We start from the raw sequence: 24,933 nt of genomic DNA on the forward strand, positions 1-24,933 counted from the left end.
CCGCCAGGCGTGAGCGCCGCGCATCTGGCCGCCGTCACGCTCGCCTGCGCGTGCGCGGCGGGCGCGGTCCTCGGCATCGGCTACACCGCGCTCGCCGGTGTGCTGATCGGACGGTTCTTCAAACGCGCGGTGTCCGAGCCGACCGACTTCGTGCCGGTCACCATCGTCAAACCGCTGCACGGCAACGAGTGGGCGCTGCTCGACAATCTCTCGAGCTTCTGCCGGCAGAACTATCCGGGGCCCGTGCAGTTTCTGTTCGGCGTGCACGACTGCGCCGATCCCGCGCTGCAAGCCGTCGACGAGTTGCGGCGCCTGCATCCCGAAGCGGACATCACCGTAGTGGCCGATGCGCGCCTCTATGGGCCGAACCGCAAGATCAGCAACATCCTCAATATGCTGCCGCAAGCGCGGCACGACGTGCTCGTCTTCGCCGACAGCGACGTGAGCGTCGGAGCGGACTATCTGCGCCACGTGATCGGCGAACTGCAGAAGCCCGGCGTGGGGCTCGTCACCTGTGCGTATCGCGGACAGCCCGATCCCGGTTTCTGGCCGCGCCTGTCGGCCAAGGCGACCAACTATCAGTTCCTGCCAGGCGTCGTGACGGGCCTCGCGCTCGGGCTCGCGCGCCCGTGCTTCGGCCAGACGATCGCGATGCGGCGCGATACGCTCGACAACATCGGCGGCCTGACGCCGTTCGTGCGGCATCTGGCGGAAGATCACGCAATCGGTGAAGCGGTGCGGCTGACCGGCGAGAAGGTGGTGATTCCGCCGTTCACCATCTCGCATGCCTGCGTCGAATCGAGCGCGGCACAGTTGATCGAGCACGAGTTGCGCTGGAGCCGCACGATCCGCCGCATCGATCCGCTCGGCCATCTTGGCTCGGCACTGGTTCATCCGTTCGCGTTCGCATTGCTCGCGGTTATCTTCTCGGCGGGCGGCTGGTGGGCGTGGTCGCTCGCGCTGGCCGCCGTCGGCGCGCGGCTTGCCCTGAAGCTGCTGTCCGATCGCGCGTTGAAGCAGGCGCATCGTGACCTGTGGCTGCTGCCAATATGGGATATCGTATCGTTTGCGATTTTCGTCGCGAGCTTCTGGTCGTCGCGCGTGATCTGGCGAGGCTTCAGCTTCAAGGTGGACGGCGACGGCCTGTTGTCGGCGGCGCAGGACGAATGACGGACGAAGGGCAGCCTGGATCGGCAATGATGAGTCGTATTTTCGAAGCAGCTTTCAAACGCGAAGCAACGCGCCAGAAGCGCGCGTACGAGGTGGGCGCGTGATGAAACACCTCGGCCGCGTCGCCGCGCTAGTTGGCCTGCTGGTCTCGCTCTGGCTCGTCTGGCAGGATAATCCCGCCGCCGTGCTCGGCGCGCTGCGCGCGGCCGGCGTAGGACTGCTGCTGGCCGCGCTCGCCCACGTGCTGCCGATGCTCGCCAATGCCTGCGACTGGCGTTCGTTGATTCGCGGCGCGAACCGTCCGGGCGTGTTCCAGATGCTGCACCTCGTGTGGGTGCGCGAATCGGTCAACAGCATGCTGCCGGTGGCGCGCATCGGCGGCGAAGTAGTGTCATTTCGCATGCTCAGGCGTTGGGGCGTGCGGCCGTCCACGGCGGTGGGCAGCATCATTGTCGACATGCAGCTCACGGTGATCAGCCAGTTGCTCTTCACGATGGTCGGCATCGGCTTCCTGTTCGCGCATGCGCATTCCGATACGCTGCGGCTCGCCGGACAACTGGCATGGGGCGTGGTGGTGCTCACGCCGCTCCTCGTGCTGTTCTCGCTCGTGCAGCACGCCAGTCCGTTCGAGCGCATCACGCGTACACTCAATCATATGACGAGCGGCAAGCTCGCCGCGCTGGTCGGACAGTCGGCGCAGATCGATCAGGCCATCAAGCTGATCTGGCGCAGGCGTGGCGTGGTGGTGCGTTATCTGTTTTTCTGGCAACCGTTGCAGTGTTTCCTCACGTCGCTGGAAATCTGGCTCGCGCTGTACTTTCTCGGCGTGCACGTCACGCTCGTCGAAGCGGTGGTGATCGAATCGCTGATCCAGGCGATCAGCAGCGCGGCCTTCTTCGTGCCGGGCGGGCTCGGCGTGCAGGAGGGCGGCTTCATTCTGATCGGCGGCGCGCTTGGCCTCGATCCCTCCACCTGTCTCGCGCTGGCCGGCGCACGGCGCATTCGCGACCTCGTGATGTTCGTGCCGGGGCTGGTTGCGTGGCAGTTCGCGGAGTCGTCGAATCGGGCGCCGCAGCGAGCCTTCGAGCGCGCACCTTAGCGAGACGAACGGACAGGGCGCGCGGACGGCGTGGCGCGTATAGCGAGCAACTGCGGGTGAGGGGGAGGGCGCGCCGTCAGTTCGCGTCGCGATCTTCTCAGCTCACCTGAGCATAGGCGGGAAACGACACCTCGACCGTGAGGCCTCGTTCGCCGATGCCCGCACCCAGACGCAGGCTCGCGCCGAAGTGCTCCGCGATCCGCGCGACGATCGACAGTCCCAGCCCGCTGCCGGTGGCCTGATTGCCGGTGGCGCGAAAGAAACGATTCGTCAGACGGTCGAGATCGTCGGGCGCGACGCCGGGGCCGTCGTCGCGTACGCTCACCTGCACGCGGTCTTCGGCGTGCTGCACGGCCACTTCTATGTTGCCGCCGGCTCGGCCGTACTTGATCGCGTTATCGAGCAGATTGTCGAGCAGGATGCCGATCAGCACGGGCTCCGCGTTGATCTCGGCGCGCATGTCGCCCTTCAGCATGACGTGAATGTTTTTCTGCTGGGCGTTGCGCTCGTTGGCGAGCAGCGCGTCTTTTGCCACCGCGGCGGGTTTGAGCGGCGCCGTCGACATGGTTTCGTGCGCGTCCAGACGCGCGAGCAGCAGCAATTGCTCCGCGAGCCGCGCGCTGCGATCGACGCCTTGCACCACGCGTTCCATTGCCAGCCGTTGCCGCGCCCCGTCCGTTTCGGCCAGTGCGACCTGTGCCTGCACCTTGATCGCGGCCAGCGGCGTTTTGAGTTCATGAGAGGCGTCGGCGGTGAACGCGCGCTCGCGCTCCAACGAGTGCAGCAAACGCGACAGCAGCAGATTGATCGCATCGACGAGCGGTCGCACCTCGGTCGGCGCGCGGCCGATATCGACCGGTTCCAGCCGGTTCACGCCGCGCGTACGGATCGCACCCGAGAGCACCCGGAGCGGCGCGAGGCTCCAGCCGATGCTGAACCACACCAGCACCGCCAGCACCGGCAGCGCGATCAGCGTGGGGCGGGCGATCCGGCTCGCGACGCCGCTCACCAGGTCGCTGCGCGTGTTGGCCGGTTCGAAGACGCGCACGGTGTGGCCGAGCAGCGTGTCGCGCAAGGTGAACGAGTGATACATCTGGCCGCCGAGCGTGATGTCCCGCGCGCCGCTCGCGGCCGGCACCGGAAGATCCCATGCGTTGAGCGCGCGCAATTGCGGGCTGCCCGCCAGCACTTCGCCGTTCGCGCCGCGCACCTGAAAGAGGGCGTCGCGGGGCAGCGAATCGTCGTCGTCACTGTCGTTGGCGCCGGGATCACCGCCTTTTTCTTCTTCGCGCACGTCGATGCGCGCGTTGGCGAGCGTGGTCAGATTGCGCTCATCGAGCAGCGCGAGAATCTGCGCGAGTTCGGCGAGCCGCGCCCCTTCCCATTCGCTCACTTCGCGGACGGCCTGGCGATAGCTCGACACGAGCGCAATGCCCCACATCAGCACGATGCTCGCGAGAACCAGCAGCACGAGCCGCCGGCGGATCGACGCGCCCATCATTCTTTCTCCACCACGTAGCCGATATTGCGCACCGTCTTGATCAGCTTCGCGCCGAGCTTCTTGCGCAGATTGGACACGTGCACCTCGATCGCGTTGCTCTCGATTTCTTCCTGCCAGCCATACAGGCTTTCTTCAAGACGCGAGCGCGACTGCGGTATGCCCTGGTTGGTCAGCAACTGCATCAGGATGGCCCATTCGCGCGAGGTGAGCGGCACGCGTTTCGCGCCCACTTCGACGGTTTGAGCGGCCGGATTGACCGTCAGGTCCTGATAGCGGATCTGCTCGACGCTGCGGCCTTGCGCACGGCGCAGCAGAGCCCGGCAGCGCGCGATCAGCTCGGTCAGGTCGAAAGGCTTGCCCACGTAGTCGTCGGCACCCGCTTCGAGGCCATCGACCCGATCGACCACCGTGCCGCGCGCGGTCAGGACCAGCACCGGCACGTGCTTGCCCGAATCGCGCAGCCGTTTGAGCAGATCCATGCCCGATACGCGCGGTAACCCGAGATCGAGCACCACCAGCGCGTACGCGGTGGTGTCGAGCGCGAGACCGGCCTTGTGGCCGTCGCGGGCCCAGTCGACGGTGAAGCCGGCTTGGCGCAGTCCTGCTTCGACACCGCAGCCGATCAGATCGTCGTCTTCTACGAGGAGTACGCGCATGGGTCCATTCGTTCCATTCGATGTTTTTTGCATGGCGGCCGGCAGGTCAGGTGTCGAACCGCAGCCCGAAGTTTAACCATGCTGTTCATAACACGCTTTATACGCCTTCTTCCTTAAGGTTTCCTTCAGCTTGAATCGCTACTATCGGCCATCAACAGAACCTTGCCGCGGCGCCATTGCAAGCACGCGGTCTCGCGTCTGTTGCAACGTCTTTGCAGTTCAATCGTAGGCATCTCGATGGAATGGACGGTCGGCCGTTTTTCGGGCCGACGGGTCGCGCCGAGGCAAGGCGCCAGGCATTTCGTCAGGCAACGAGACCGAGTCATGAAGCCAGTCACCGTCGATATGCTGCGCGCCCACCTGCTGGTGGCTTCGCTTACGGCCATGGGCGCGGAGTTGCTCGTGTGCCTCGGGCTGCTGGTGTGGCCGGTTTCGGAGCACGCCTTCGGTTCCACGCCGTTCCGGCTTTTGGCCGTGGCGGTGATTGTCAGCGGTGTGATCGTCACGCGCCAGTTCGCGCACGCCGCTTTCGACTTCGCTCTGCAGGGTCATTACGCCACAGGCGCCGGCCGGCCCGCACGGTCTGTCGCGGTCGCCTCGAACTGTCCGCGGCGCTGGCTCGTGATTCTTCATCTGCGCCTGACCGGCAGACCGTTCGTGCTCGCCGAGCATTGACGGAATGGGACGATGGCGGCGCACGCATTAACAGCATGCCAATGGGTCCTGCTCGGCGGATGCGTCGGCGCTTCGCTGTACGCGCTGCTGGCGGCGGTTGCGATGCCGTTTTTCGCCTCTCGCCGGCGCGTAGCGGGTAGTCCTGCTCAAGGCGCTTCGCGCAACTCGCATGCGTTGTATCCCTTCAAACATGTCGGTGTCAGCGTGCTCAAGCCGCTGTGCGGCGCAGAGCCACGGCTCTACGAAAATCTGCGGACCTTCTGCGAGCAGCGCCATGGATACTTCCAGCTGGTGCTCGGCGTGTCCTCGCCCGACGACCCGGCCATTGCCGTGGTCCGCCGGCTTCAGGCGGCCTATCCATTGCACGACATCGAACTCGCGATCGATACGCGCGTGCACGGCAGCAATCTCAAGGTCAGCAATCTGATCAACATGGCGGAGCGGGCCCGCCATGAGGTGATCGTGATCGCCGATAGCGACATTGCCGTCGAAGACCATTATCTAGACAGCGTGGCCGCGCCGCTCGCGGATCCGCGCGTGGGCGTGGTCACGTGTCTTTACGTGGCCCAAGGTGTCGGAGGTTTCTGGCCGCGCGTGGGCGCGCTCTTCATCAACGAATGGTTCGCGCCGTCGGTGCGTGTCGCGCACGCGGCCGGTTCGCGCAGTTTCGGCTTCGGAGCGACGCTCGCTTTGCGGCGCGCGACGCTCGAGCGCATCGGCGGTTTCGAGGTGCTGAAAAACTGTCTCGCGGACGATTACTGGCTGGCCGAACACGTGCGCGCCCTCGGGCTGCAAACCGTACTCTCGCGCGTGATCGTGGCCACCGACGTGATCGAGCCGACGTTCTCCGCCCTGTGGCAGCGCGAAACGCGCTGGCTGCGCACGATCCGCTCGGTGAACCCGCTCGGCTTCGCGTTCCTCTTCATCACCTTTCCCACGCCCTGGCTGCTGACCGGCGCGTGGCTCACCGCCAGCCTTGCTGCGAATACGTCCCATGCGGCCCACGTGTGGGCCGAACTCACGTGCGCAACCAGCACGACGATCGGCCTCGCTGCCCGTCTGCTGTTGCATTGGCGCTCCGCGCGTCATGGGCGTACTTTCTGGCGTGATCTGCCGCTCGTGCCCTTGCGCGATGCCTTGCTGGCGTTGCAGTGGCTGGCGGGCGCGTTCGGCTCGCACGTGGTGTGGCGCGGTGCGCGCGTGCCCGTCGAGACTTCCACGTCGAGGGCGGCACGCGGCGGCGCGATGAACGTGATGGATGTCGCGGAGGCGTCCGATGGTCGCTAAGCCGCGCGGACTCATCGTGACCGCCGACGATTTCGGACTGCACGCGCGCGTGAACGAGGCGGTCGAGCGCGCGCATCGCGACGGCGTGCTCAGCGCCGCGAGCCTGATGGTCGGCGCGCCGGCCGCCGGCGACGCGGTGGCGCGCGCCCGTGCGTTGCCGCAACTGCGGGTCGGTTTGCATCTGGTGCTGGCTGACGGCGTCGCGAGCGCGCCGCGCGAGCGGATTGCGGCTTTGGTCGACGAACATGGCCGCTTTGGCAGCAACATGGTGTGGGACGGCGTGAGGTTCTTTTTCTTGCCGCACGTGCGCAAGCAGCTTGCGCGGGAAGTTCGCGCGCAGTTCGAGGCCTTCGCGAACACCGGTCTGACGCTCGATCATGTCAACACCCACAAGCACTTTCATTTGCACCCGACGGTGCTCGGGCTGATTCTGGACATCGGCCGCGAATACGGAATGAAGGCCATGCGCTTGCCGTTCGAGGCGAATGCGCCGCCATGGTTGCGGCCGTGGATCGCGCGGGTCGAGGCGCGTCTGGATCGCGCGGGCATCGCGCATAACGATTATGTGGTGGGGATCGCGGATAGCGGGCGGATGGACGAGGCGGCGTGGCTTGCGGCGCTCGCCGATCTGCCGCATGGGGTGGGGGAGATTTATTGCCATCCGGCGGTGGCGGGCGAGCGGGCGTTGAGCGACGGCATGCGCGATTACCGGCACGAGGCGGAATTGCAAGCGCTGTTGTCGGCGAAGGTTGCCATGGCGATTCGCGCGGCGGGAGTGCGGGTCGGCGGGTTTGGGGATGTGCTGGCCGGGTAGTTTTGCGGTCGGCGCCGGCGCTAGAGGGCCTAATGTTTCCCGGACGAAAGCGCCATAGGTGGCTCGCTCGACGCATCTCCAGACGGGGGACTCAGCGTCGCGTCCAGTTCCGACGCGCTCGACACCTGGCGCAATTCATCGGCGATGATCGACACGAGCGCATCCGCCGCGGCGCTCAACGGGCGTCGCGGATGGGTCACGCACACGATATGCCGCACGATGCGCGGCGCGAGAATGGGGTAGGCGCGCAGGCTGCCATGGCGCACCCCGCGCTGCACGGCGATACGCGGCAGAATGGTCGCGAAATGGGTACTCTCCACCAGTTTCACTATCGTGCTCAGCACGTCGATCTCGAAGCGCGGCGCGAGCAGCACGTCTTCATGCTGTGCAGCCGTATCGAGCACGCCCCGCAAGCCATGACGCTTGGTCGGCAGCACCAGTTCCAGTTCCGGCAGTTGCGCGAGTTCGATCGCGTGCGGCAACTCGGGTCCGTGCGCGGCGCTCGTCACCAGCACCATTTCCTCGTCGAGCAAGGGCTGCGCGTCGAGTGAGAGACGTGCGCGCGGTTTGTTGATCAGCGCCGCGTCGAGCTGGCCGCCCGCCACCCAGTCGATGAAAGTCGCGCTGTAGCCGTCCGCCACGGTCACTTCGACATGGGGGTAACGCGCGTGGAAACGCGACAGCGCATCGGCCAGCACGCTTTCCGTCACCGATGCGATCAGCCCGATCGACACATGCCCGGTCACCACCTCGTCGCGCTGCACGAGTTGCTGACGGGCGTGCGCGAGATCGCGCATGATCGGCAGAAACAGCCGGTACATCAGCCGGCCGGCCGCTGTCGGCGCCATGCCGTGCGCGTTGCGCTCGAAGAGCTGCTGGTGCAGTTCGTCCTCGAGTTTGGCGATCTGCATGCTGAGCGCGGGCTGCACGATGTTCAGGCGTTTTGCCGCCCGCGTGACCGAACCGTCCTCGAAGAGCGCGATGAAATACTGGATTTGCCTGAGGTCCATGTTGGTATGAATAAAACATCAGCAAACGTAATGAGAACGGCGCGCCGTATCAGATGAAAACGGGAGCCGCGCGCCACCAATGCCTGCAAAGCGTGGCTGCGGCCCTCCGCCATGGTCGGCGACCCGCGCGGTGGCTCGCGGTCTCCATTGATATCCTGCCTACAATTGCCTGTCATTGGTGCTAACACGCATATCATCAGGAATGATCCAGCGCATCAATAATCAATATTAGAAGTTATAAGCCGATCTCGTTACGCTTCCGTCATCAACTGGCCGTCCGGTTCGGACATGAAGCCGGGGCACGGATGGAGACGTAAATGAATACTCGCGATGCCGCATCGCCCGGCACTTTCCACCTGAGGTGGGGCCGCCCGTCGGGCGTGCTCACGCTGCGTGACTGGCTGGCGCACCTGGCGCACACAGGCCGGCTGGCCACGATCGACCAACCGGTTGCGCTCGAACACGAACTCGCCGCGATTGCGAAGTGCCTCGACGGCACGCAAGCAGCTTTCTTCACAAAGCCGGGCGCTCACGACGTGCCGGTGGTCAGCGGTTTCATGTCGCGCCGCGGCTGGATCGCCGAAGCAATGGGCGTGGCCGAGGCCGATCTGCTCGCGCGCTTTCGCGACGCGGCCGATCAACCGGTTGCCTCGAAGGAAATTCCACGCGCCGAGGCGCCCTGCCAGCAGGTCGTGCATACCAGCGGCATCGACCTTCACCAGCTGCTGCCGATTCCCACGCACAGCGAACACGACAACGGGCCGTATATCACCGCCGGTCTCGTGATTGCGCGTAATCCGCGTACCGGCGTGCAGAACGTGTCGATCAACCGCATTCAGGTGCATGGGCCGGACCGCATGGCGATCCTGCTGCTGCCGCGCCACTTGTACGCCTTCCAGAAAGCCGCGGAAGAAGCGGGTGAGGCGCTCGACGTCGCCATCGCGATCGGCGTCGATCCGCTGACGATGCTCGCTTCGCAAGCCATCTCCCCAATCGATTCCGACGAGCTCGAAATCGCCGGCGCACTGCATGGCGCGCCGCTGCCGGTGGTCAAATGCGTGAGCAACGGCGTCGACGTGCCGGCCTACGCCGAGATCGTGATAGAAGGGCGCATTCTGCCCAACGTGCGCGAACTGGAAGGCCCATTCGGCGAATTCCCGAAGTACTACAGCGCGCAGGAAGCGCGCGAGGTGATCGAAGTCACCGCGGTGACGCATCGCGAGAAGCCGATTTTTCATACGATCGTGCCGGCGGAAATGGAGCATCTGCTGCTCGGCGCGATTCCACGCGAGGCGACGCTGCTCGCGCATCTGCAACGTAGTCATCCCAACGTGAAGGACGTGCATCTGTCCGTGGGCGGCGTGTGCCGCTATCACCTGTGGGTGCAGTTCGAGAAGAAGCGCGAAGGCGAAGCGAAGAACGTGATTCTGTGCGCATTCGGCGCGCACTACGACATCAAGCAGGTCGTGGTGGTCGACACCGATGTGGACGTGCACGATCCGGCCGAAATCGAATGGGCCATCGCCACGCGCTTCCAGGCCGACCGCGACCTCGTCGTGATCGAAGGCGCGCAAGGCTCGCCGCTCGATCCGTCCACCACCGTCGGTCAGCCCGAGGACGCGCCGCCGCATCTGCAAGGCGTGAGCGCCAAGATGGGATTCGACGCCACGCGGCCCGTGGTGTATCCGTCGCACGTGTTCACGCGGGTGCGCATTCCGGGGCAGGACACGGTGAATCTGGAGACCCTCGTGGCCGCCGACAACGCCGCGTTCGACACGTATCTGGGTGGCGCACATGGCTGAGTACGGACACCAGCCTCAGCGCATCGTCGTCGGCATCTCCGGCGCGAGCGGCGCGCTGATCGCCGTGCGTCTGCTGGCGGCGTTGCGCCGCCTCGGCACGCACGAAACGCATCTGATCGTGTCGGCCTCCGGCGCGGTCACGGCGGCGCAGGAACTCGGCATGACGCGCGGCGACCTCGATCGTCTCGCCGACGTGGTCTACAACGTGCGCGACATTGGCGCGGCGGTGGCGAGCGGTTCGTTCATCACGGCGGGCATGGTGATCGCGCCGTGCTCGATGAAGACGCTCGCGGGCGTGGCCAACGGTTTCGCCGACAACCTGCTCACGCGCGCCGCCGATGTGATGCTCAAGGAGCGCCGCCGGCTCGTGCTGGTCGCACGCGAAACGCCGCTCAACCTCGCGCATCTGCGCAACATGACTTCCGTCACGGAGATGGGCGGGATCGTCATGCCGCCGGTGCCCGCTTTCTACGCGCATCCCAGGACGATCGAGGACGTGGTCGATCACACGGTAGGCCGTATTCTCGATCTGTTCGGGATCGAGCATCGCGAGATCGCGCAGCGTTGGAGCGGACTCGCGGACGAATTCGCGGCGCGCCGCTCTGGAGACGACGAATGAACCAGCGCGACTTGCTCCATTCGGGCGACGCGTCGACCCAGGAACGCCCCGCTGAGCCGGCGTTGGAGAATCGCCCGCAGCGGCATCTAGGCCGCCCGATGGAGCGTCTGGAGGATCCAGCGATTCTCACCGGCCGCGGCCGTTATGGCGACGACATCGGTATCCGGCCCGGCACGCTGCACGCCGCGATCTTGCGCTCGCCGCACGCGCATGCGGAACTGGTGTCGATCGATACCGATGCCGCGTCGAAACTGCCCGGTGTGCACGCGATCCTGACCCGCGACGACCTGCGCGCCTGGTCACGGCCCTTCGTGGTCGGCGTGAAATCGCCGATGGAACAGTGGGCGCTTGCCATGGACCGCGTGCGCTATGTCGGCGAACCGGTGGCGGTGGTGCTGGCGCAATCGCGCGCGCTGGCCGAAGACGGTCTGGATCTGCTCAAGGTCGAGTACGCGATGCTCGAGCCGGTCACGTCGATCGAACAGGCGGCGAGCGATCAGTCGCCGGTCTTGCACGAGAAAGTGGGCAGCAATGTGATCAGCGACCGGCACTTCCGCTACGGCGAGCCGGAAGCCGCGTTCGAGCAGGCGCCGCATCGCGTGAAACTGGTCGCGCATTATCCGCGCAATAGCTGCGCGCCGATCGAATGCGGCGTGGTGATCGCGGAGTATCTGGCAGGCGACGAAGGCTATGACGTCACATCGAATTTCATGGGGCCGTTCTCGCTGCACGCAGTGATGGCGATGGCGCTCAACATCCCGGCCAACCGTTTGCGGCACAAGGCGCCGCGCGATTCGGGCGGCAGCTTCGGCGTGAAGCAGGCCGTGTTTCCGTACGTCGTGCTCATGTGTCTCGCCTCGCGCAAAGCGGGCGCGCCGGTCAAGTGGGTCGAGGATCGACTCGAACATCTGAGCGCGGCGACCTCCGCGACCGCGCGCGTTTCGACGCTCGAAGCGGCCGTGGAAAACGACGGCCGCATTACGGCGCTCGCTTACGACCAGCTCGAAGATTGCGGCGGCTATCTGCGCGCGCCCGAACCGGCCACGTTCTACCGCATGCATGGCTGCTTGACCGGTGCCTATGCGATCGACAATCTGCTGGTGCGCAACCGCGTCGTGCTGACCAACAAGACGCCGACGGGTCTGGTGCGCGGCTTCGGCGGACCACAGGTGTACTTCGCGCTCGAACGGCTGATGCAGCGCATCGCGCTCGAACTGAATCTCGATGTGCTCGACGTGTACCGCCGCAATTTCGTCGCCGCCGATGCGTTCCCGTATCGCGCCGCGGCCGGCGCGCTGCTCGACTCGGGCAATTATCAGGAAGCCTTGCGCCGCGCACTCGCCGAAGGCAATTACGAAGAACTGCGCGCCCGCCGCGACGCGGCACGCCGGCAAGGGCGGCTGTACGGCATCGGCTTTGCGGCGATCGTCGAGCCGTCGGTGTCGAACATGGGCTACATCACGACCGTGATGCCCGCCGAGGCGCGCAAGAAAGCCGGGCCGAAGAGCGGCGCGATCGCAAGCGCGACCGTGAGCGTCGATCTGCTCGGCGGCGTGGTGGTGACGATTGCATCGACGCCCGCGGGCCAGGGGCATATGACGGTGTGCGCGCAAGTGGTTGCGGACGTGCTCGGCGTGTCGCCGCATGACGTCGTCGTCAATGTCGAGTTCGATACGCACAAGGACGCGTGGTCGGTGGCGGCAGGCAATTATTCCAGCCGCTTCGCCGGCGCGGTGGCGGGCACGGTGCATCTCGCGGCCGTGCGCGTGCGTGACAAGATCGCGCGCATCGTGTCGAAGCAGTTGGGTTGCGCGCCGGACGAGATCCGCTTTGAAGATGGCCGCATCTTTGCGAAGGGCGCAGAAGATCGCGCGCAGCCGTTCGGCCGTGTCGCCGCCAATGCACCCCATTGGGCGCCCGCGCTGTTGCCCGAAGGCGAAGAGCCGGGCTTGCGCGAGACGGTGTTCTGGAATCCGCCGAACATGGCCGCGCCGGACGAGAACGACCGCATCAATACGTCGGCGGCCTACGGTTTCGCTTTCGACATGTGTGGGATCGAAGTGGATCGCGCCACGGGCCGCGTGCGGATCGATCGCTACGTCACCGCGCATGACGCCGGCACGCTGCTCAATCCCGCGCTCGCCGACGGCCAGATTCGCGGCGCGTTCGCGCAAGGGCTCGGCGCGGCATTGATGGAAGAGTTTCGTTACGGCGCGGACGGCAGCTTCCAGTCGGGCACGCTCGCCGACTATCTGATGCCGACCACCTGTGAAGTGCCCGATCCGGTGATCGTGCATCTGGAAACGCCGTCGCCGTTCACGCCGCTCGGCGCGAAAGGACTCGGCGAAGGCAACAACATGAGTACGCCGCCATGCATCGCCAATGCGGTCGCGGATGCGCTCGGGGTCGACGACATTCGCTTGCCGCTGACGCCGTCGAAAGTGATGGCGCTGATCGGCATCGACGACCCGGAGCCGTCGCGTCCCGAGTTGCGTGAAGCGCGCGCGGCCAAACCGGCGACGCCAGGTGGCGGCAAGGCGCTCACCGCGCAAGGCAGCGTGGATTTGCCGGCATCGCCAGCAGCGATTTTTGCCGTCCTGCTCGATCCGAACGCGCTCGCCAAAGTGATACCCGGCTGCCATGCGCTCGAAGCCGAAGGCACGAACCAGTATCGCGCCGACGTGACGGTCGGCGTCGGGATGATCAAGGCGCGTTTCGAAGCGAAGATCGGCCTGTCGGAAATCGACGCGCCGCATCGGCTGCGTCTGGCGGGCGCGGGCATGTCGTCGCTCGGCAGCGCACGCGGCAGCGGCCTCGTCGAACTGACGCCGAGCGAAAACGGCACGCGTCTTTCCTACGACTACGAAGCCCAGGTGTCGGGCAAGGTCGCGGCGGTGGGCGGACGCATGCTCGAAGGCGCGGCCAAGGTCGTGTTGCGGCAACTGTTCGAATCGCTCGGCCGTCAGGCGGCGGGCAAGCCGGTTCACACCGGCGGCTCGTGGCTCTCGCGCCTCTTGGCCCGTTTCAGGAGACAGTCATGAAACCCGCGTCGTTCGATTATCTGCGCGCCATGACGACGCAGCATGCACTCGACGCCCTCGCGCAAAGCGGTGAGGACGCTCGCGTGCTGGCCGGCGGCCAGTCGCTGATGGCGGTGCTGAACATGCGGCTCGCGCAACCGCGCGTGCTGATCGACATCTCGCGCACCGACGAGCTGAACTCGGTGCGCGTCGATCACAAGGCCGGCTTGCTGATCGTCGGCGCGACGGCGACGCAAGGCAGCGTCGAATGGCGCGCGACGCTGCGCGACGAAGTGCCGTTGCTGGCCATGGCGTTCCCGCATATCTCGCACTTCCAGATCCGCAATCGCGGGACGGTATGCGGCTCGGTCGCCCATGCCGACCCGAGCGCGGAACTGCCGCTGGTGCTGGCCGCGCTCGGCGGCGACGTGTTGCTGCGCTCGAAAAGGAAACACCGTGTGCTGCCAGCCCACGAGTTTTTCCAAGGCATGTTGATGACCGCGCGTGAGCCCGATGAGCTGGTGGAAGCCGTGCGCTTTCCGCTCAAGCGGCCGGGCGAACGCTACGGCTTCACGGAATTCTCCGCGCGCCACGGCGACTTCGCGATGGTCGCCTGCGCGGCGGTCGTCACGAGCGATTCGATCCGCCTCGCGGTCGGCGGCGTCGCGGACCGGCCGGTGGTCGAGCAATGGCCGCGTCTGCGCGACGACGATCTGCGCAGCGCATTAAATGATTTGAGCTGGAAGCTGGGCGCGCAGGACGACGCGCATATCAGTGCGGCGTATCGCCGGCATCTGGTCCGGCAACTGGGATGGCGCGTGATCGAGGAGGCGAAGTGAGCAACACATCGAACGGCAATGTCGTGCACGTGATGCGGCAGGGCGAACGGCAATGCGTCACGCTGACGCTCAATGGCCATGAACGCAGCGGCTATTGCGAGCCGCGTGAACTGCTGTCGGATTTCATCCGTCACGAACTGGGCGCGACCGGCACGCACGTCGGCTGCGAGCACGGCGTGTGCGGCGCGTGCACGGTGCACGTGGACGGCGTGGCGGGACGCTCGTGCCTGATGCTGGCGGTGCAGGCCGACGGCCGCCGCATCGACACGGTGGAGGGACTCGCGCCCGACCTGAAGCTCGGCGATCTGCAGCAGGCGTTCCAGCGTCATCACGCGTTGCAGTGCGGCTTCTGCACGGCCGGGATACTGATGTCGTGCGCCGACTATTTGCAGCGCGTGCCCGATCCGAGCGAAGCGCAAGTGCGCGACATGCTGTCGGGCCATCTGTGCCGCTGTACGGGCTATACGCCGATCGTCGCCGCGGTGCTCGACGTGGCGGCGCGGCGCCGGCAAGGCAACCCGGCTAGTGAAACCGTGGAGGCCGCTCATGCTTGACCTCGGCCGAACTTTTCTGCAAGCCGTGGAGCGCAGCCCCAACGCGCTCGCGTTGGTCGACGGCGAACTCGCCTTGACGTATGCGCAGTGGCACCGCCTCATCCTGAAGGTTGCCGAAGGCGTGCGCTCGCTCGGTCTCGCGCATGGCGACCGCTTGCTGGTAGTGCTGCAAAACCGCTGGGAAATGGCGACCCTGCATTGGGCCTGTCAGTTCACCGGTGTGGTGATCGTGCCGTTGAACTGGCGCGCCAAACCCGATGAACTCGAGTACTGCGTGATCGATGCCGGGGTGAAGGCCATCGTCTATGAGCCGGTTAGCGCCGAGGCCGTCGCGCAAAGTCCTGCCGCGCAAGCGCTGCCGCGCATCGGTCTCGACGGCGCGCAAGGCGGCACCGCGAGCTTCGAAACGCTGATGGCGCAGAGCACGCAGAACTCGCTGAACGCCGGCCGCACCTGCGCGAATGCCGACGACTATTCGCTGATTCTCTACACGTCGGGCACCACCGGCAAGGCCAAAGGCGTGCCGCGCCGTCATCGTCATGAACGCGCCGCGGCGCTCGCACATGTCGCGCAGAATCTGTACGGACACGGCGAACGCACGCTCGGCGTGATGCCGCTTTATCACACCATGGGCGTGCGCTCGCTGCTCTCGATGGCGCTGGTGGACGGCCTGTTCGTCTGCGTGCGCCGCTGGAATGCGCGCTTCGCACTCGATGCGATCGCGCGGCACAAGCTCACCTGCCTTTATCTGGTGCCGACGCTGTATCACGATCTGCTGGCCGATGCGGCTTTTGCCGCGACGGATACGTCGACGGTGAAGAAGCTGGGTTTCGCCGGCGCGCCGATGAACGACGGTTTGCTCAAGCGCCTCTCGGCGGCGTTTGAACCCGACCTGTTCGTCAATCACTACGGCTCGTCGGAGGTCTACACCTTCAGCATCGATCAGGACGCCACGCGCAAGCCGGGCAGTGCGGGGCGCGCGGGTATCAACACGCGTTTGCGCGTCGTCACGCTCGACGCCCATACGCCCGAAGACCTCGCGCAAGTGGGCGAAGAAGGCCAGATCATCGCCGACCTGCTGGGTGACGAAGCTTTCGAAGGCTACTGGAATCGTCCCGACGCGAACGCCAGGTCGCTGCGCGACGGCTGGTACTTCACCGGCGACACCGGGTTCTTCGACGCCGACGGTGACCTGTACGTATCGGGCCGCGTCGACGACATGATCATCAGCGGCGGCGAGAACATCTCGCCAGTCGATATCGAGTCGGTGCTGTCGCTGCATCCCGCGGTCGACGAAGTCGCGGTGGCCGGCGTGAAGGACGAGCGCTGGGGCCAGCGCGTGGTCGCTTTCGTCAAACGCCGCGATTACGTCGACGCCGACACGCTCGACGCGCACTGTCGCACCTCCGAGCTCGTCAACTTCAAGCGTCCGCGCGAATACGTGTTCGTGGACGACATACCGAAGTCGCCGGTCGGCAAGATTTTGCGCCGCAAGCTGTCCGCGGGCGAATACCAGCGAGACACGCACGGCGAAGCCATTGCACCTCACACGCAAACCACCAAGGAGTAACTCATGACCGACCTGACCCACCGCGGCCAGAGCCTGCTGCAGGATCTCGACGGCTTTTCCATCGAGATCGACGCGCAACGCGAGCGGGCCGACATCATCCTGCACCGGCCGCCGCTGAATGTGATTTCGATGCACGCGCGCGACCAGTTGCGCGCCGCTTTCGAGGCGCTCGACGAAGATCCGCGCGTACGTGTGATCGTAGTGCGCGCCAAAGGCGAACATTTTTCGAGCGGCGGCGATATCAAGGGCTTTCTCGAAGCATCGCCCGAAACCGTGTCGAAGCTTGCCTGGAATATTGCCGCGCCCGCACGCTGCTCGAAGCCGGTGATCGCGGCCAATCGCGGCTTCTGCTTCGGGGTGGGCTTCGAACTGTCGCTCGCGTGCGATTTCCGCATTGCCACCGACACCACCTTCTACGCGCTGCCGGAACAGAAGCTCGGCCAGATTCCGGGGTCGGGCGGCTCGGCCCGTTTGCAGCAGATGGTCGGCATCGGCCGCACCAAGGACATCGTAATGCGCTCGCGCCGGATTCCGGGCAAGCAGGCATACGAGTGGGGCATCGCGGTCGAATGCGTGGCCGACTCCGAACTCGAAGCGACCACCGACGCGCTGGTGGATGAACTGCGCGCGTTCTCGCCGCTTGCGCAACGCACCGCGAAGAAGCTGCTGAACGATACCGAGGACGCGCCGTTGTCGATCGCGATCGAACTAGAAGGGCATTGCTATAGCCGTTTGCGCACCTCTGATGATTTCCGCGAGGGCGTCGAGGCGTTTCATGGCAAGCGCAAGCCGGTGTTTCGCGGGAGTTGAGGCGAACGGCGGGCGTGGTCGGATTCAAAAATTGCGTTGCATGGGATCGGAGTAAGCGCTAAAGCGCTAACTCCGGTCGACAGCGGTGCATGGGACATTAGTAAGCGCTAAAGCGCTAACTACTGTCGACAGCTTTGCATGGGATCGGAGTAAGCGCTAAAGCGCTAACTCCGGTCGACACAGGAGACAGTCGTATGGAGCGCTTCGATTACGTGATCGTCGGCGGTGGCTCGGCAGGATGCGTGCTCGCGCATCGCCTATCGGCCAATGCGTCGTTGCGCGTCGCGCTGATCGAAGCGGGCGCGGATACGCCGCCCGGCAAAGTGCCTGCGACCATCCTCGACAGCTATCCGATGCCCGTCTTCTGCGGCGACCGATACATCTGGCCGGAACTGAAAGCCAGCGCCACGCGCAACGCCGCGCCCCGCGTGTACGAGCAGGGCCGCGTGATGGGTGGCGGGTCGAGCATCAATGTGCAGTCGGCCAACCGCGGCCTGCCGCGCGACTACGACGCCTGGGCCGCCGAGGGTGCGAGCGGTTGGGCATGGCAGGACGTGCTGCCGTATTTCCGCAAACTCGAACGCGATGTGAATTTCCCAGCCGGCGAACTGCACGGCAGCGACGGGCCGGTGCCGATCCGCCGCATTCTCCCGGCCTACTGGCCGGCGTTCTGCGATGCTTTTGCCAGCGGCATGCGGAAAAACGGTTTCGCGGCCTTGCAGGATCAGAACGCCGAATTCGGCGACGGCTATTTTCCCGGCGCGTTTTCGAATCTCGACGACCGGCGCGTATCGACGGCAGCCGCGTATCTGGACGAGGCGACGCGCCGGCGCCGCAATCTGCACATCTATGCGGACTTGCGCGTCGAGTCGATCGTCATGGAAGGGCGTGTGGCTCGTGGCGTGGTCGCGGTGGAACGCAGTGGTGCGCGTATCCGTTTCGACGCCAATGAGGTGGTGGTCAGCGCGGGCGCATTGCAATCCCCCGCATTGCTGATGCGGGCCGGCATCGGCGCCAAGACGGAACTCGACGCGCTCGGAATCGGGTGCAAAGTCGATCTGCCGGGCGTGGGCCGCAATCTGCAGGATCATCCGTCGCTCACGTTCTGTCATTTTCTCGAGCGGCGTTTTCGCATGCCGCTCGCGCGCCGCCGCGCGAGTATGACGGCCGCGCGTTTTACCTCGGGTGTCGCGGACTGCGACGAATCCGATCTGTATCTCTCGAGTGCGACGCGCGCTGCATGGCACGCGCTCGGCAATCGGCTTGGATTGTTTTTTCTCTGGTGCAACCGGCCTTATTCGCGCGGCCGTGTGCAACTCGTATCCGCTGATCCGGCGGTGGCGCCGCGGGTCGATCTGAATCTGCTCGACGATCCGCGCGATCTCGCGCGCCTCGCATACGGCGTGCGCATGCTCGCGAAAATCGTCGAAGCTTCGGGTCTCGGCGACAACCCGCGCGACTTTTTTCCGGCCGCGTTCTCACCGCGGGTGAAAGCGCTGAGCCGCGTCAGCAAGGGGAATGCGATGCTGACTTCGCTGCTCGGCGCGTTGCTCGATACGCCCGCGCCAATGCGGCGTCTGTTGATAGAACGTTTCTTCACGCGCGGCCAGCGCATGTCCGCGCTGCTCGCCGAGCCAGCCGCGCTCGACGACTTCATCCGCGCCAACGTGTTCGGTGTCTGGCATGCGAGCGGGACTTGCCGGATGGGCAGCGCGCACGACGTCATGGCGGTCACCGACACGTCGGGCAGCGTGCACGGCGCGCAGGGCCTGCGCGTCGTCGACGCCTCGCTGATGCCGCGGCTGCCCTCGGCGAACACGAATATCCCGACCATCATGATGGCCGAAAAAATCGCCGACACGATGCTCGCGCGGCGCGCGGCTTGTGCTGGATCGAATACGGCGCCGCTCACCGCGGCCTCGTCATAAGGTTTTTTAACACCACCAAGAGCACGCGCAAAAGAGCGTGCCTCAAACGCGGACGATCGAAAGACGGCCCGCAGATAGTCAAGGAGATGACGATGTCCGTAGCAGCGCAAAATGGCGCCGCCTTGCCCGCGGTAGATCAGCGGCAAGTGATGGGTGCGGTAATGGCCTCGTGCCTCGGCTGGGCACTGGATCTGTTCGATCTGTTCGTGTTGTTGTTCGTCGCGCCGGTGGTCGGCCGGCTGTTCTTCCCTTCCGAGCACGCGATGCTCTCGCTCGCCGCCGTCTATGCGTCGTTTGCCGTGACGCTGCTGATGCGCCCGCTCGGTTCGGCATGGTTCGGCTCGTACGCGGATCGCCATGGACGCAAGGGCGCGATGATCATCGCGGTGGTCGGCGTGGGGCTTTCCACCGCCGCCTTCGGCCTGCTGCCAACCGTCGCGCAGGTCGGCCTCGTCGCGCCGATCCTGTTCCTCGTGCTGCGGCTCGTGCAGGGCGTGTTCGTGGGCGGTGTGGTGGCCTCGACGCATACCATCGGCACCGAATCGGTCGCGCCGAAGTATCGCGGCGCGGTGTCGGGGCTGATCGGCGGCGGGGGAGCCGGCCTCGGCGCGTTGCTCGCCTCGCTCACCTATCTGGCGATGTCGGCGCTGTTCCCCGGCGCGGCGTTCGAGGTATGGGGCTGGCGCTGCATGTTCTTCACCGGCATCATCAGCTCGGTGCTTGGCCTGTTCGTCTTCAGCAGTCTGGAAGAATCGCCGCTGTGGAAAAAGCTCGCCGCCGAAAAGGCCGCCAAGGCCGCGGCGCAGAAGCTCGACGCGCCGGTCGAAATCGTCCGCTCGCCGGTGCGCACGCTGTTTTCCCGCGACTATCGCTCGATCCTGTTCGTCAACCTGCTGCTCACCGTCGGCGGCGGCAGCGGCTATTACCTGACCTCGGGTTATCTGCCGACCTTTCTCAAGGTGGTGAGCCATGCGCCGAACGGCGCCGCGGCGGCGATCCTGCTGATCTGCAGCGTGGCGGTGGTGATCGCGTCGGTGGCGGCGGGGCATCTGAGCACGTTCATCGGCCGCAGGAGCGCTTTCATCTGGCTCGGCGTGATTCGCCTGTTCGCGTTGCCCGCGCTGTTCCTGCTGTTGCCCACGGCACAAAGCATCACCATGATCGGCGTGTACGCGGTGGTTCTCAGCGCGCTCGGCAGCGCGGGCTACGCGCCAATCCTGATCTTCCTGAACGAACGGTTCCCGACCGCGATTCGCGCGACCGGCACCGGGCTCTCATGGAACATCGGCTTCGCCATTGGCGGGATGATGCCGACCGCCGTCTCGCTGGTCGCCAAAGACGCCAGCGAGTTGCCGATGACGCTGGCGATCTTCGTCGCGGCAATCAGCGTGATTTTCCTGATCGGCGCGTTCGTCGTGCCGGAGACGCTCGGCCGGCTCGAACAGGGCGCGGCGCGCGACGCGGTCTAGCTCGCGGACGGGTCGGCGGGCACGCCCGTCGTCACGCGCCGGATCTCCTCGCCGATGATCTCGATCAGCGCGTGCGCCGCGGGCCCGATCGGCCGCTTCGGATGGCTCACGCGGATGATGTGCCGGATGATCGGCGGCGACGTGATGGTGCGCGCGCACAGCACGCCTTCGTCGACCTTGCGCTGAACCACCACGCGCGGCAGGATCGTCGCGACGCTGCTCTGTTCGACGAACTGCACGATGGTGTTCAGCAGATCGATCTCGAACTTCGGTTTGATGACCACGTCTTCGGCCAGCAGCGCCGCGTCCAGCACGCCGCGCAGGCCGTTGCGGCGGGTCGGCAGCACCAGTTCGATGCTGGCCAGCTGCGCGAGATCGATGGCCGGCGGCAGCTCGGGGCCGAGCGCGGCGCTCGTCACCAGCACCATTTCCTCGTCGACCAGCGGCACCACGTCGAGCGTGAGGCGCCCGCGCGGCTTGTTGATGATGGCCGCATCCAGCCGGCCGGCTTCGACCGCGTCGATCAACTGCGCGCTGAAGCCGTCGGCGACCGACACTTCGACCTGCGGGAACATCGCATTGAACCTGGCGAGCGACTCCGGCAGCACGCTTTCCGCCTCCGACGACACCATGCCGAGCGACACGCGCCCCGTCACGATCGCGTCCTGTCGGCTCAACTGGTCCCGCGCCCGTTCGATGTCGCGCATGATCGGCGTGTACAGGCGGTACATCTGGCGCGCCCCGTCGGTTGGCGTCATGCCGTGCGGGCCGCGTTCGAACAGTTTCTGGCGCAATTCGGTTTCGAGCTTCGAAATCTGCATGCTGAGCGCCGGTTGCACGATATTGAGCCGCTTCGCCGCGCGCGTGACGGAGCCGTCTTCGAAAAGCGCGATGAAATACTGGATTTGCTTGAGGTCCATGAAGCGCGGAGGCGGGAAGGGGCGAAAGATTGGCGCAAAGCGATTGGCGCAAAGCGTCTCAAACATCGAGTTTAACCGCACCGCGCGGCGCGGCTCGCGGCATCGTCACGAACGGCTTTCCTTACGCTGCTACAATCTCGTCTTTCTCGATCGATTGTGCGCTATGGGTTTCGAACAACTCGCTGAACTGAAGAAGCAATTGGCCGCGGCTCGCCGCGAGGCTGCGCCTGCCGCGAAATCCGGCGCCAAGCCTGCTTCGAAGGACGCTGCCAGGCCGGCTAAGGAGGCTTCCAAGCCCGCTGCCAAAGACGCGTCCAAGCCGGGCGCGAGGCCTGCCCGCAAGCCCGCGCCGCCGCGCCGTGCCGCGCCCGCAGTCGCTCCCGGCGCCAGGCCGGCCGCGGAGGCCAGGCCGGCAGTGGACGCAAAGCCGGTGGACCCGGTGGTGAAATCGATCGGGCGGCTGCAGAAGCGCTTTCCCGTTGCTTTCCCCAAGAATCCGGCGCCCAAGCTGCCGCTCAAGGTCGGTATTTTTGAAGATCTGATGGTGCATGCGAAGGAATTGTCGCTGAGCGAAGCCGAATTGCGTGATGCGATCAAGACCTGGTGCCGTGGCAGCCGTTATTGGAAATGTCTCGTCGAAGGCGCGGCTCGCGTCGATCTGACGGGCGCCGAGGCAGGCAAGGTCACCGCGCAGGAAGCCTCCGGCGCGCAGCGTCTGCAGGCGCATCGGGCGGGCAAGGGCGCGCCGAAGGCGGCCGGCGCGGCGAGCCAGAATGCAAGCGCAACTGCAAACGCAACCGGCGAGGCCGCGGCGGAAGCGGGCACGCAAGCCACTGCCGAGGCAGCAACCACGCAGGCCGAGGCGCAGAATGCTCCTGCCGGGGCGGAGGGTGTCCCCGAGGCCGCAGCAGCCTCGCAAGAAGGCGTTGCGGACAAGCCGCAGGCCGGCGCGGCGGATACGACGGCGGATCGTGAGGCCACTCACGAAGCAAGTCACGAAGCCGCTACGGAACCGGCCAGCACGCCGGCCACCCGCGAAGCGTAAAACCCGCCACCCCGCCTAGGGGTGGCTGCCTTGCCGCGACGCAGCCCCCAGCCGGCTGCGCACGAATCCGACGTGTTCGCGCAGCACATAGAACGCGTCGGCGTAGGCGAGCGGCATGCGCAGCCGGTTCAACGAGTCCTCGATCCGATCCAGTTCCGCGAAGAGCCGCTTGCGCTCCTCTTCGGTCGAATCGGCGAGCGCGCCGCGTTCGATCGCAATCAGCGAACCATAAAAGCGATAGATGCGCGAGCGCACCCGCCAGCGGTAGAGCGCGGGAATCAGCCGCATGGCCGGAAACAGCAGCACCGCCACCGGCAGCAGCAGAACGAGCGTGCGGTCGCCGATGCTCGCCAGCCAGAACGGCAGCGTACGGTAGAGAAAGCTTTTGCCCGTCCTGTAGTAACGCTGCGCGTCCTCGCTGATCTGATATTCACGCGCAACCGGACTCGGAAATTGCCCCGCGCGCTGCAATAAGCCCGGCATGCCGTGCACTTCCTGCGCTGCTTCGATCAGCAGATCGGAGATGGCTGGATGCAGCGTGTTGCGGGCCACGAGCTCGACAGTCGGACTGATCAGATGCACCGTTTCAGGCGGGATCGTGCGTTTCAGGTCCAGCACGCCCGGCGGCAGGTCGATCTCGTCCAGATAGGGAAAAAGGCGCGTATAGGCGCTCGCCTCGGCAAAATTCATGACCGACACACCGGGCACCTTGAGCAGGCGCAGCATCAGGCCGCGGGTCGCGGAATCGCCGTTCAGGATCGCCGCGTCCACTTCGCCCGTCACCAGTTGGGTGGCGGCCTGCAAGCCGTCGGTCGGCACCAGTACGGTGTCGCCGCCCGGCTCGATACCATTGGCATCCAATAGTTTGAGCGAGAGCAGCCGTGTGCCGCTGCCTTCGCGTCCCACTGCGATCCGTTTGCCTTCCAGTTGCGAAAGCTGGCTCAACCCCGAGCCGCGATAGAACACCACCACCGGGATATAGAAGACGCTGCCGAGCGACATTAGCGACGCAGTGTTGAGGCCATCGGCCACGCCGCCTTGCACGAAGGCGATGTCGACATGCTGCTTCGGGTCCAGCAGGCGCTGCAGGTTCTGTACGGAGCCGTCCGACTCCAGCACGTTCAGCTTGATGCCGTTGCGCTCAAGGATTTTCTTGTACTGTTCCGCGGCGACAAAAAACGAGCTGTCGTGCGGGCCGGCGCTCATGGTGATCGTCTTGGGCGGCGCCGGATCGACCAGCCAGACGATCAGCGTGACCATCAGCACGACGAGCGCGGCCACGACGATATAAGGCAACGTGTGATCGCGCCACTCGGCGTGGGGTTGAACGCCTGAAAAATGCGGGGGACGCGGGCGCTGCTCTTTCATGGGGACTCGGTGCCGGGGCCGGGATGAATGCATTGTCCACTGTCCGCGCCCCGTTTGCCGTCGGCAGTTTGCTCTATTGACGGGGCGTAGGCAAAGTTTGCACCAGACGTGAATGCAAACGGAATGGCCGGAGCGGGGCGGCCAACGCCAGACGTCCAACGAAGCGCCGCAGCCACGCAGCGGATCGGTGAAATGTCCGGCATAACGGGCGCGCCGGCAAGCGGAAGGCGCGGGTCGTCGTGGCATAATCCGCGACAGCTTCCCCTCGTGTCGCCGGGCGCATCGTGAGTCGTTTCTATCGGAAGATCGGCAGTTGGCTGGGATTGTTCGCGATCCTGATGGCCACGCTCGCCCCGACGATCTCGCACACGCTGGCCGCACGCAGCGCTGAAAGCGCCATGGCGAGCGAGCATTGTGACATGCCGTCGATGGCCTCCATGGGCTCCATGGACACGATGCCCGCGATGGACACGATGCAGGAAGACGTGCCGCACGCGTCACCAGTCGCATCCAGTACGCCTGACCACCCCGGCAACCACCACACCCAGCACTCCACCCTGTCCGACGGCGACGCCTGCGGCTATTGCAGCCTGCTCGCCCACATGCCCGTCGTGCCGAGCGTCGAGGGACTGTTCGTCGTTACCGTCCGTGCTTTACAGCACACCGTCGCGACCCGCTTCGACAGCGTGCGCCGCGTCGAACCGCTCACCTTCGCGCAGCCCCGCGCCCCTCCGTTCGCATCCTGATTCGAGTCTTCACGCGCGATGCATCGAGTGC

21 protein-coding genes are annotated in these 24,933 nt (G+C 65.6%); 16 read left to right on the plus strand and 5 right to left on the minus strand.

Annotated features, from left to right (window positions below):
• Nucleotides 1-9: 9 nt before the first annotated feature.
• Together hpnI (P0D70_RS26535) and P0D70_RS26540 are read left to right on the plus strand one after the other, a co-directional pair.
• A complete protein-coding gene (gene hpnI, locus P0D70_RS26535; protein ID WP_408186677.1) occupies nt 10-1,170 on the plus strand; it encodes a bacteriohopanetetrol glucosamine biosynthesis glycosyltransferase HpnI in 1,161 nt (386 codons plus the stop codon).
• A 103-nt stretch (nt 1,171-1,273) separates the two neighbouring features.
• The gene (locus P0D70_RS26540; RefSeq protein ID WP_091793841.1) at nt 1,274-2,269 is read left to right on the plus strand and encodes a flippase-like domain-containing protein; all 996 of its coding nucleotides are present in this window, start codon (nt 1,274-1,276) and stop codon (nt 2,267-2,269) included.
• A 97-nt stretch (nt 2,270-2,366) separates the two neighbouring features.
• Here P0D70_RS26540 and P0D70_RS26545 read toward each other — a convergent pair whose 3' ends face one another.
• On the minus strand, nt 2,367-3,770 hold the full coding sequence (locus P0D70_RS26545) for an ATP-binding protein (RefSeq protein ID WP_408186645.1): 1,404 nt from the start codon (nt 3,768-3,770) through the stop codon (nt 2,367-2,369).
• A complete protein-coding gene (locus P0D70_RS26550) occupies nt 3,767-4,426 on the minus strand; it encodes a response regulator (protein WP_091793845.1) in 660 nt (219 codons plus the stop codon). Before P0D70_RS26550 ends, P0D70_RS26545 begins: the two co-directional genes overlap by 4 nt.
• Before the next feature lie 324 nt (nt 4,427-4,750).
• On the opposite strand from P0D70_RS26550, the gene P0D70_RS26555 reads away from it, so the two are divergent.
• The 3 genes from P0D70_RS26555 to hpnK are packed head-to-tail and all read left to right on the plus strand — an operon-like array spanning nt 4,751 to nt 7,202.
• On the plus strand, nt 4,751-5,101 hold the full coding sequence (locus P0D70_RS26555; protein ID WP_408186646.1) for a hypothetical protein: 351 nt from the start codon (nt 4,751-4,753) through the stop codon (nt 5,099-5,101).
• A gap of 12 nt (nt 5,102-5,113) precedes the next feature.
• The gene (gene hpnI / locus P0D70_RS26560; RefSeq protein WP_091793849.1) at nt 5,114-6,388 is read left to right on the plus strand and encodes a bacteriohopanetetrol glucosamine biosynthesis glycosyltransferase HpnI; all 1,275 of its coding nucleotides are present in this window, start codon (nt 5,114-5,116) and stop codon (nt 6,386-6,388) included.
• Nucleotides 6,378-7,202 (plus strand): hopanoid biosynthesis-associated protein HpnK, encoded by an 825-nt coding sequence (gene hpnK / locus P0D70_RS26565; RefSeq protein WP_408186647.1) that lies wholly within the window; start codon nt 6,378-6,380, stop codon nt 7,200-7,202. The genes hpnI (P0D70_RS26560) and hpnK overlap by 11 nt, the downstream gene beginning before the upstream one ends.
• A 29-nt stretch (nt 7,203-7,231) precedes the next feature.
• Here hpnK and P0D70_RS26570 read toward each other — a convergent pair whose 3' ends face one another.
• Nucleotides 7,232-8,212 carry a LysR family transcriptional regulator gene (locus tag P0D70_RS26570; RefSeq protein ID WP_408186648.1) on the minus strand — a complete coding sequence of 327 codons (981 nt, stop codon included), beginning with the start codon at nt 8,210-8,212 and terminating at the stop codon, nt 7,232-7,234.
• Nucleotides 8,213-8,529: 317 nt separating this feature from the next.
• Here P0D70_RS26570 and P0D70_RS26575 point away from each other — a divergent pair, with 317 nt between their 5' ends.
• The 9 genes from P0D70_RS26575 to P0D70_RS26615 all read left to right on the plus strand — a co-directional run bounded on the left by P0D70_RS26575 (nt 8,530) and on the right by P0D70_RS26615 (nt 20,823).
• Entirely contained in the window at nt 8,530-10,014 is a 1,485-nt protein-coding gene (locus P0D70_RS26575) for a UbiD family decarboxylase (protein ID WP_408186649.1), read from the plus strand.
• Nucleotides 10,007-10,633 (plus strand): UbiX family flavin prenyltransferase, encoded by a 627-nt coding sequence (locus P0D70_RS26580; RefSeq protein ID WP_408186650.1) that lies wholly within the window; start codon nt 10,007-10,009, stop codon nt 10,631-10,633. The genes P0D70_RS26575 and P0D70_RS26580 overlap by 8 nt, the downstream gene beginning before the upstream one ends.
• Entirely contained in the window at nt 10,630-13,674 is a 3,045-nt protein-coding gene (locus P0D70_RS26585) for a xanthine dehydrogenase family protein molybdopterin-binding subunit (RefSeq protein ID WP_408186651.1), read from the plus strand. Before P0D70_RS26580 ends, P0D70_RS26585 begins: the two co-directional genes overlap by 4 nt.
• Nucleotides 13,671-14,492 carry an FAD binding domain-containing protein gene (locus tag P0D70_RS26590; RefSeq protein ID WP_408186652.1) on the plus strand — a complete coding sequence of 274 codons (822 nt, stop codon included), beginning with the start codon at nt 13,671-13,673 and terminating at the stop codon, nt 14,490-14,492. Before P0D70_RS26585 ends, P0D70_RS26590 begins: the two co-directional genes overlap by 4 nt.
• A complete protein-coding gene (locus P0D70_RS26595; RefSeq protein ID WP_408186653.1) occupies nt 14,465-15,046 on the plus strand; it encodes a (2Fe-2S)-binding protein in 582 nt (193 codons plus the stop codon). Before P0D70_RS26590 ends, P0D70_RS26595 begins: the two co-directional genes overlap by 28 nt.
• On the plus strand, nt 15,039-16,616 hold the full coding sequence (locus P0D70_RS26600) for an AMP-binding protein (protein WP_408186654.1): 1,578 nt from the start codon (nt 15,039-15,041) through the stop codon (nt 16,614-16,616). Before P0D70_RS26595 ends, P0D70_RS26600 begins: the two co-directional genes overlap by 8 nt.
• A gap of 3 nt (nt 16,617-16,619) precedes the next feature.
• Nucleotides 16,620-17,426: an enoyl-CoA hydratase/isomerase family protein gene (locus tag P0D70_RS26605; RefSeq protein WP_310815005.1), complete on the plus strand. Its 807-nt coding sequence runs from the start codon at nt 16,620-16,622 to the stop codon at nt 17,424-17,426.
• A gap of 194 nt (nt 17,427-17,620) precedes the next feature.
• Complete coding sequence (locus P0D70_RS26610; protein ID WP_408186655.1) at nt 17,621-19,354, plus strand: GMC family oxidoreductase; 1,734 nt, start codon at nt 17,621-17,623, stop codon at nt 19,352-19,354.
• Nucleotides 19,355-19,446: 92 nt separating this feature from the next.
• A complete protein-coding gene (locus P0D70_RS26615; protein WP_408186656.1) occupies nt 19,447-20,823 on the plus strand; it encodes an MFS transporter in 1,377 nt (458 codons plus the stop codon).
• Here P0D70_RS26615 and P0D70_RS26620 read toward each other — a convergent pair.
• Nucleotides 20,820-21,743, minus strand: a complete 924-nt coding sequence (locus P0D70_RS26620) for a LysR family transcriptional regulator (protein WP_408186657.1) — start codon at nt 21,741-21,743, stop codon at nt 20,820-20,822. The two genes, P0D70_RS26615 and P0D70_RS26620, sit on opposite strands and share 4 nt — an antisense overlap.
• A gap of 163 nt (nt 21,744-21,906) precedes the next feature.
• Between P0D70_RS26620 and P0D70_RS26625 the strand changes: the two genes are divergently transcribed.
• Nucleotides 21,907-22,788, plus strand: coding sequence for a ProQ/FinO family protein (locus P0D70_RS26625; protein ID WP_408186658.1), 882 nt, complete (start codon nt 21,907-21,909; stop codon nt 22,786-22,788).
• A gap of 15 nt (nt 22,789-22,803) precedes the next feature.
• Here the strand turns inward: P0D70_RS26625 and P0D70_RS26630 are convergent, their stop codons facing one another.
• A complete protein-coding gene (locus P0D70_RS26630) occupies nt 22,804-24,156 on the minus strand; it encodes a TAXI family TRAP transporter solute-binding subunit (RefSeq protein ID WP_408186659.1) in 1,353 nt (450 codons plus the stop codon).
• A 284-nt stretch (nt 24,157-24,440) separates the two neighbouring features.
• Here P0D70_RS26630 and P0D70_RS26635 point away from each other — a divergent pair, with 284 nt between their 5' ends.
• Nucleotides 24,441-24,902, plus strand: coding sequence for a DUF2946 domain-containing protein (locus tag P0D70_RS26635; RefSeq protein ID WP_408186660.1), 462 nt, complete (start codon nt 24,441-24,443; stop codon nt 24,900-24,902).
• Nucleotides 24,903-24,933: the final 31 nt, after the last annotated feature.

The organism is Paraburkholderia sp. RL17-381-BIF-C (assembly GCF_046026435.1).
Classification (GTDB): Bacteria; Pseudomonadota; Gammaproteobacteria; order Burkholderiales; family Burkholderiaceae; genus Paraburkholderia.

Bases quoted from the DNA above. Each gene is read 5' to 3' on its own strand.
- P0D70_RS26540 (WP_091793841.1), top strand. From the start codon at position 1,274: ATGAAACACCTCGGCCGCGTCGCCGCGCTAGTTGGCCTGCTGGTCTCG.
- P0D70_RS26545 (WP_408186645.1), bottom strand. From the start codon at position 3,770: ATGATGGGCGCGTCGATCCGCCGGCGGCTCGTGCTGCTGGTTCTCGCG.
- P0D70_RS26550 (WP_091793845.1), bottom strand. From the start codon at position 4,426: ATGCGCGTACTCCTCGTAGAAGACGACGATCTGATCGGCTGCGGTGTC.
- P0D70_RS26555 (WP_408186646.1), top strand. From the start codon at position 4,751: ATGAAGCCAGTCACCGTCGATATGCTGCGCGCCCACCTGCTGGTGGCT.
- hpnI (WP_091793849.1), top strand. From the start codon at position 5,114: ATGGCGGCGCACGCATTAACAGCATGCCAATGGGTCCTGCTCGGCGGA.
- hpnK (WP_408186647.1), top strand. From the start codon at position 6,378: ATGGTCGCTAAGCCGCGCGGACTCATCGTGACCGCCGACGATTTCGGA.
- P0D70_RS26570 (WP_408186648.1), bottom strand. From the start codon at position 8,212: ATGGACCTCAGGCAAATCCAGTATTTCATCGCGCTCTTCGAGGACGGT.
- P0D70_RS26575 (WP_408186649.1), top strand. From the start codon at position 8,530: ATGAATACTCGCGATGCCGCATCGCCCGGCACTTTCCACCTGAGGTGG.
- P0D70_RS26580 (WP_408186650.1), top strand. From the start codon at position 10,007: ATGGCTGAGTACGGACACCAGCCTCAGCGCATCGTCGTCGGCATCTCC.
- P0D70_RS26585 (WP_408186651.1), top strand. From the start codon at position 10,630: ATGAACCAGCGCGACTTGCTCCATTCGGGCGACGCGTCGACCCAGGAA.
- P0D70_RS26590 (WP_408186652.1), top strand. From the start codon at position 13,671: ATGAAACCCGCGTCGTTCGATTATCTGCGCGCCATGACGACGCAGCAT.
- P0D70_RS26595 (WP_408186653.1), top strand. From the start codon at position 14,465: ATGGCGCGTGATCGAGGAGGCGAAGTGAGCAACACATCGAACGGCAAT.
- P0D70_RS26600 (WP_408186654.1), top strand. From the start codon at position 15,039: ATGCTTGACCTCGGCCGAACTTTTCTGCAAGCCGTGGAGCGCAGCCCC.
- P0D70_RS26605 (WP_310815005.1), top strand. From the start codon at position 16,620: ATGACCGACCTGACCCACCGCGGCCAGAGCCTGCTGCAGGATCTCGAC.
- P0D70_RS26610 (WP_408186655.1), top strand. From the start codon at position 17,621: ATGGAGCGCTTCGATTACGTGATCGTCGGCGGTGGCTCGGCAGGATGC.
- P0D70_RS26615 (WP_408186656.1), top strand. From the start codon at position 19,447: ATGTCCGTAGCAGCGCAAAATGGCGCCGCCTTGCCCGCGGTAGATCAG.
- P0D70_RS26620 (WP_408186657.1), bottom strand. From the start codon at position 21,743: ATGGACCTCAAGCAAATCCAGTATTTCATCGCGCTTTTCGAAGACGGC.
- P0D70_RS26625 (WP_408186658.1), top strand. From the start codon at position 21,907: ATGGGTTTCGAACAACTCGCTGAACTGAAGAAGCAATTGGCCGCGGCT.
- P0D70_RS26630 (WP_408186659.1), bottom strand. From the start codon at position 24,156: ATGAAAGAGCAGCGCCCGCGTCCCCCGCATTTTTCAGGCGTTCAACCC.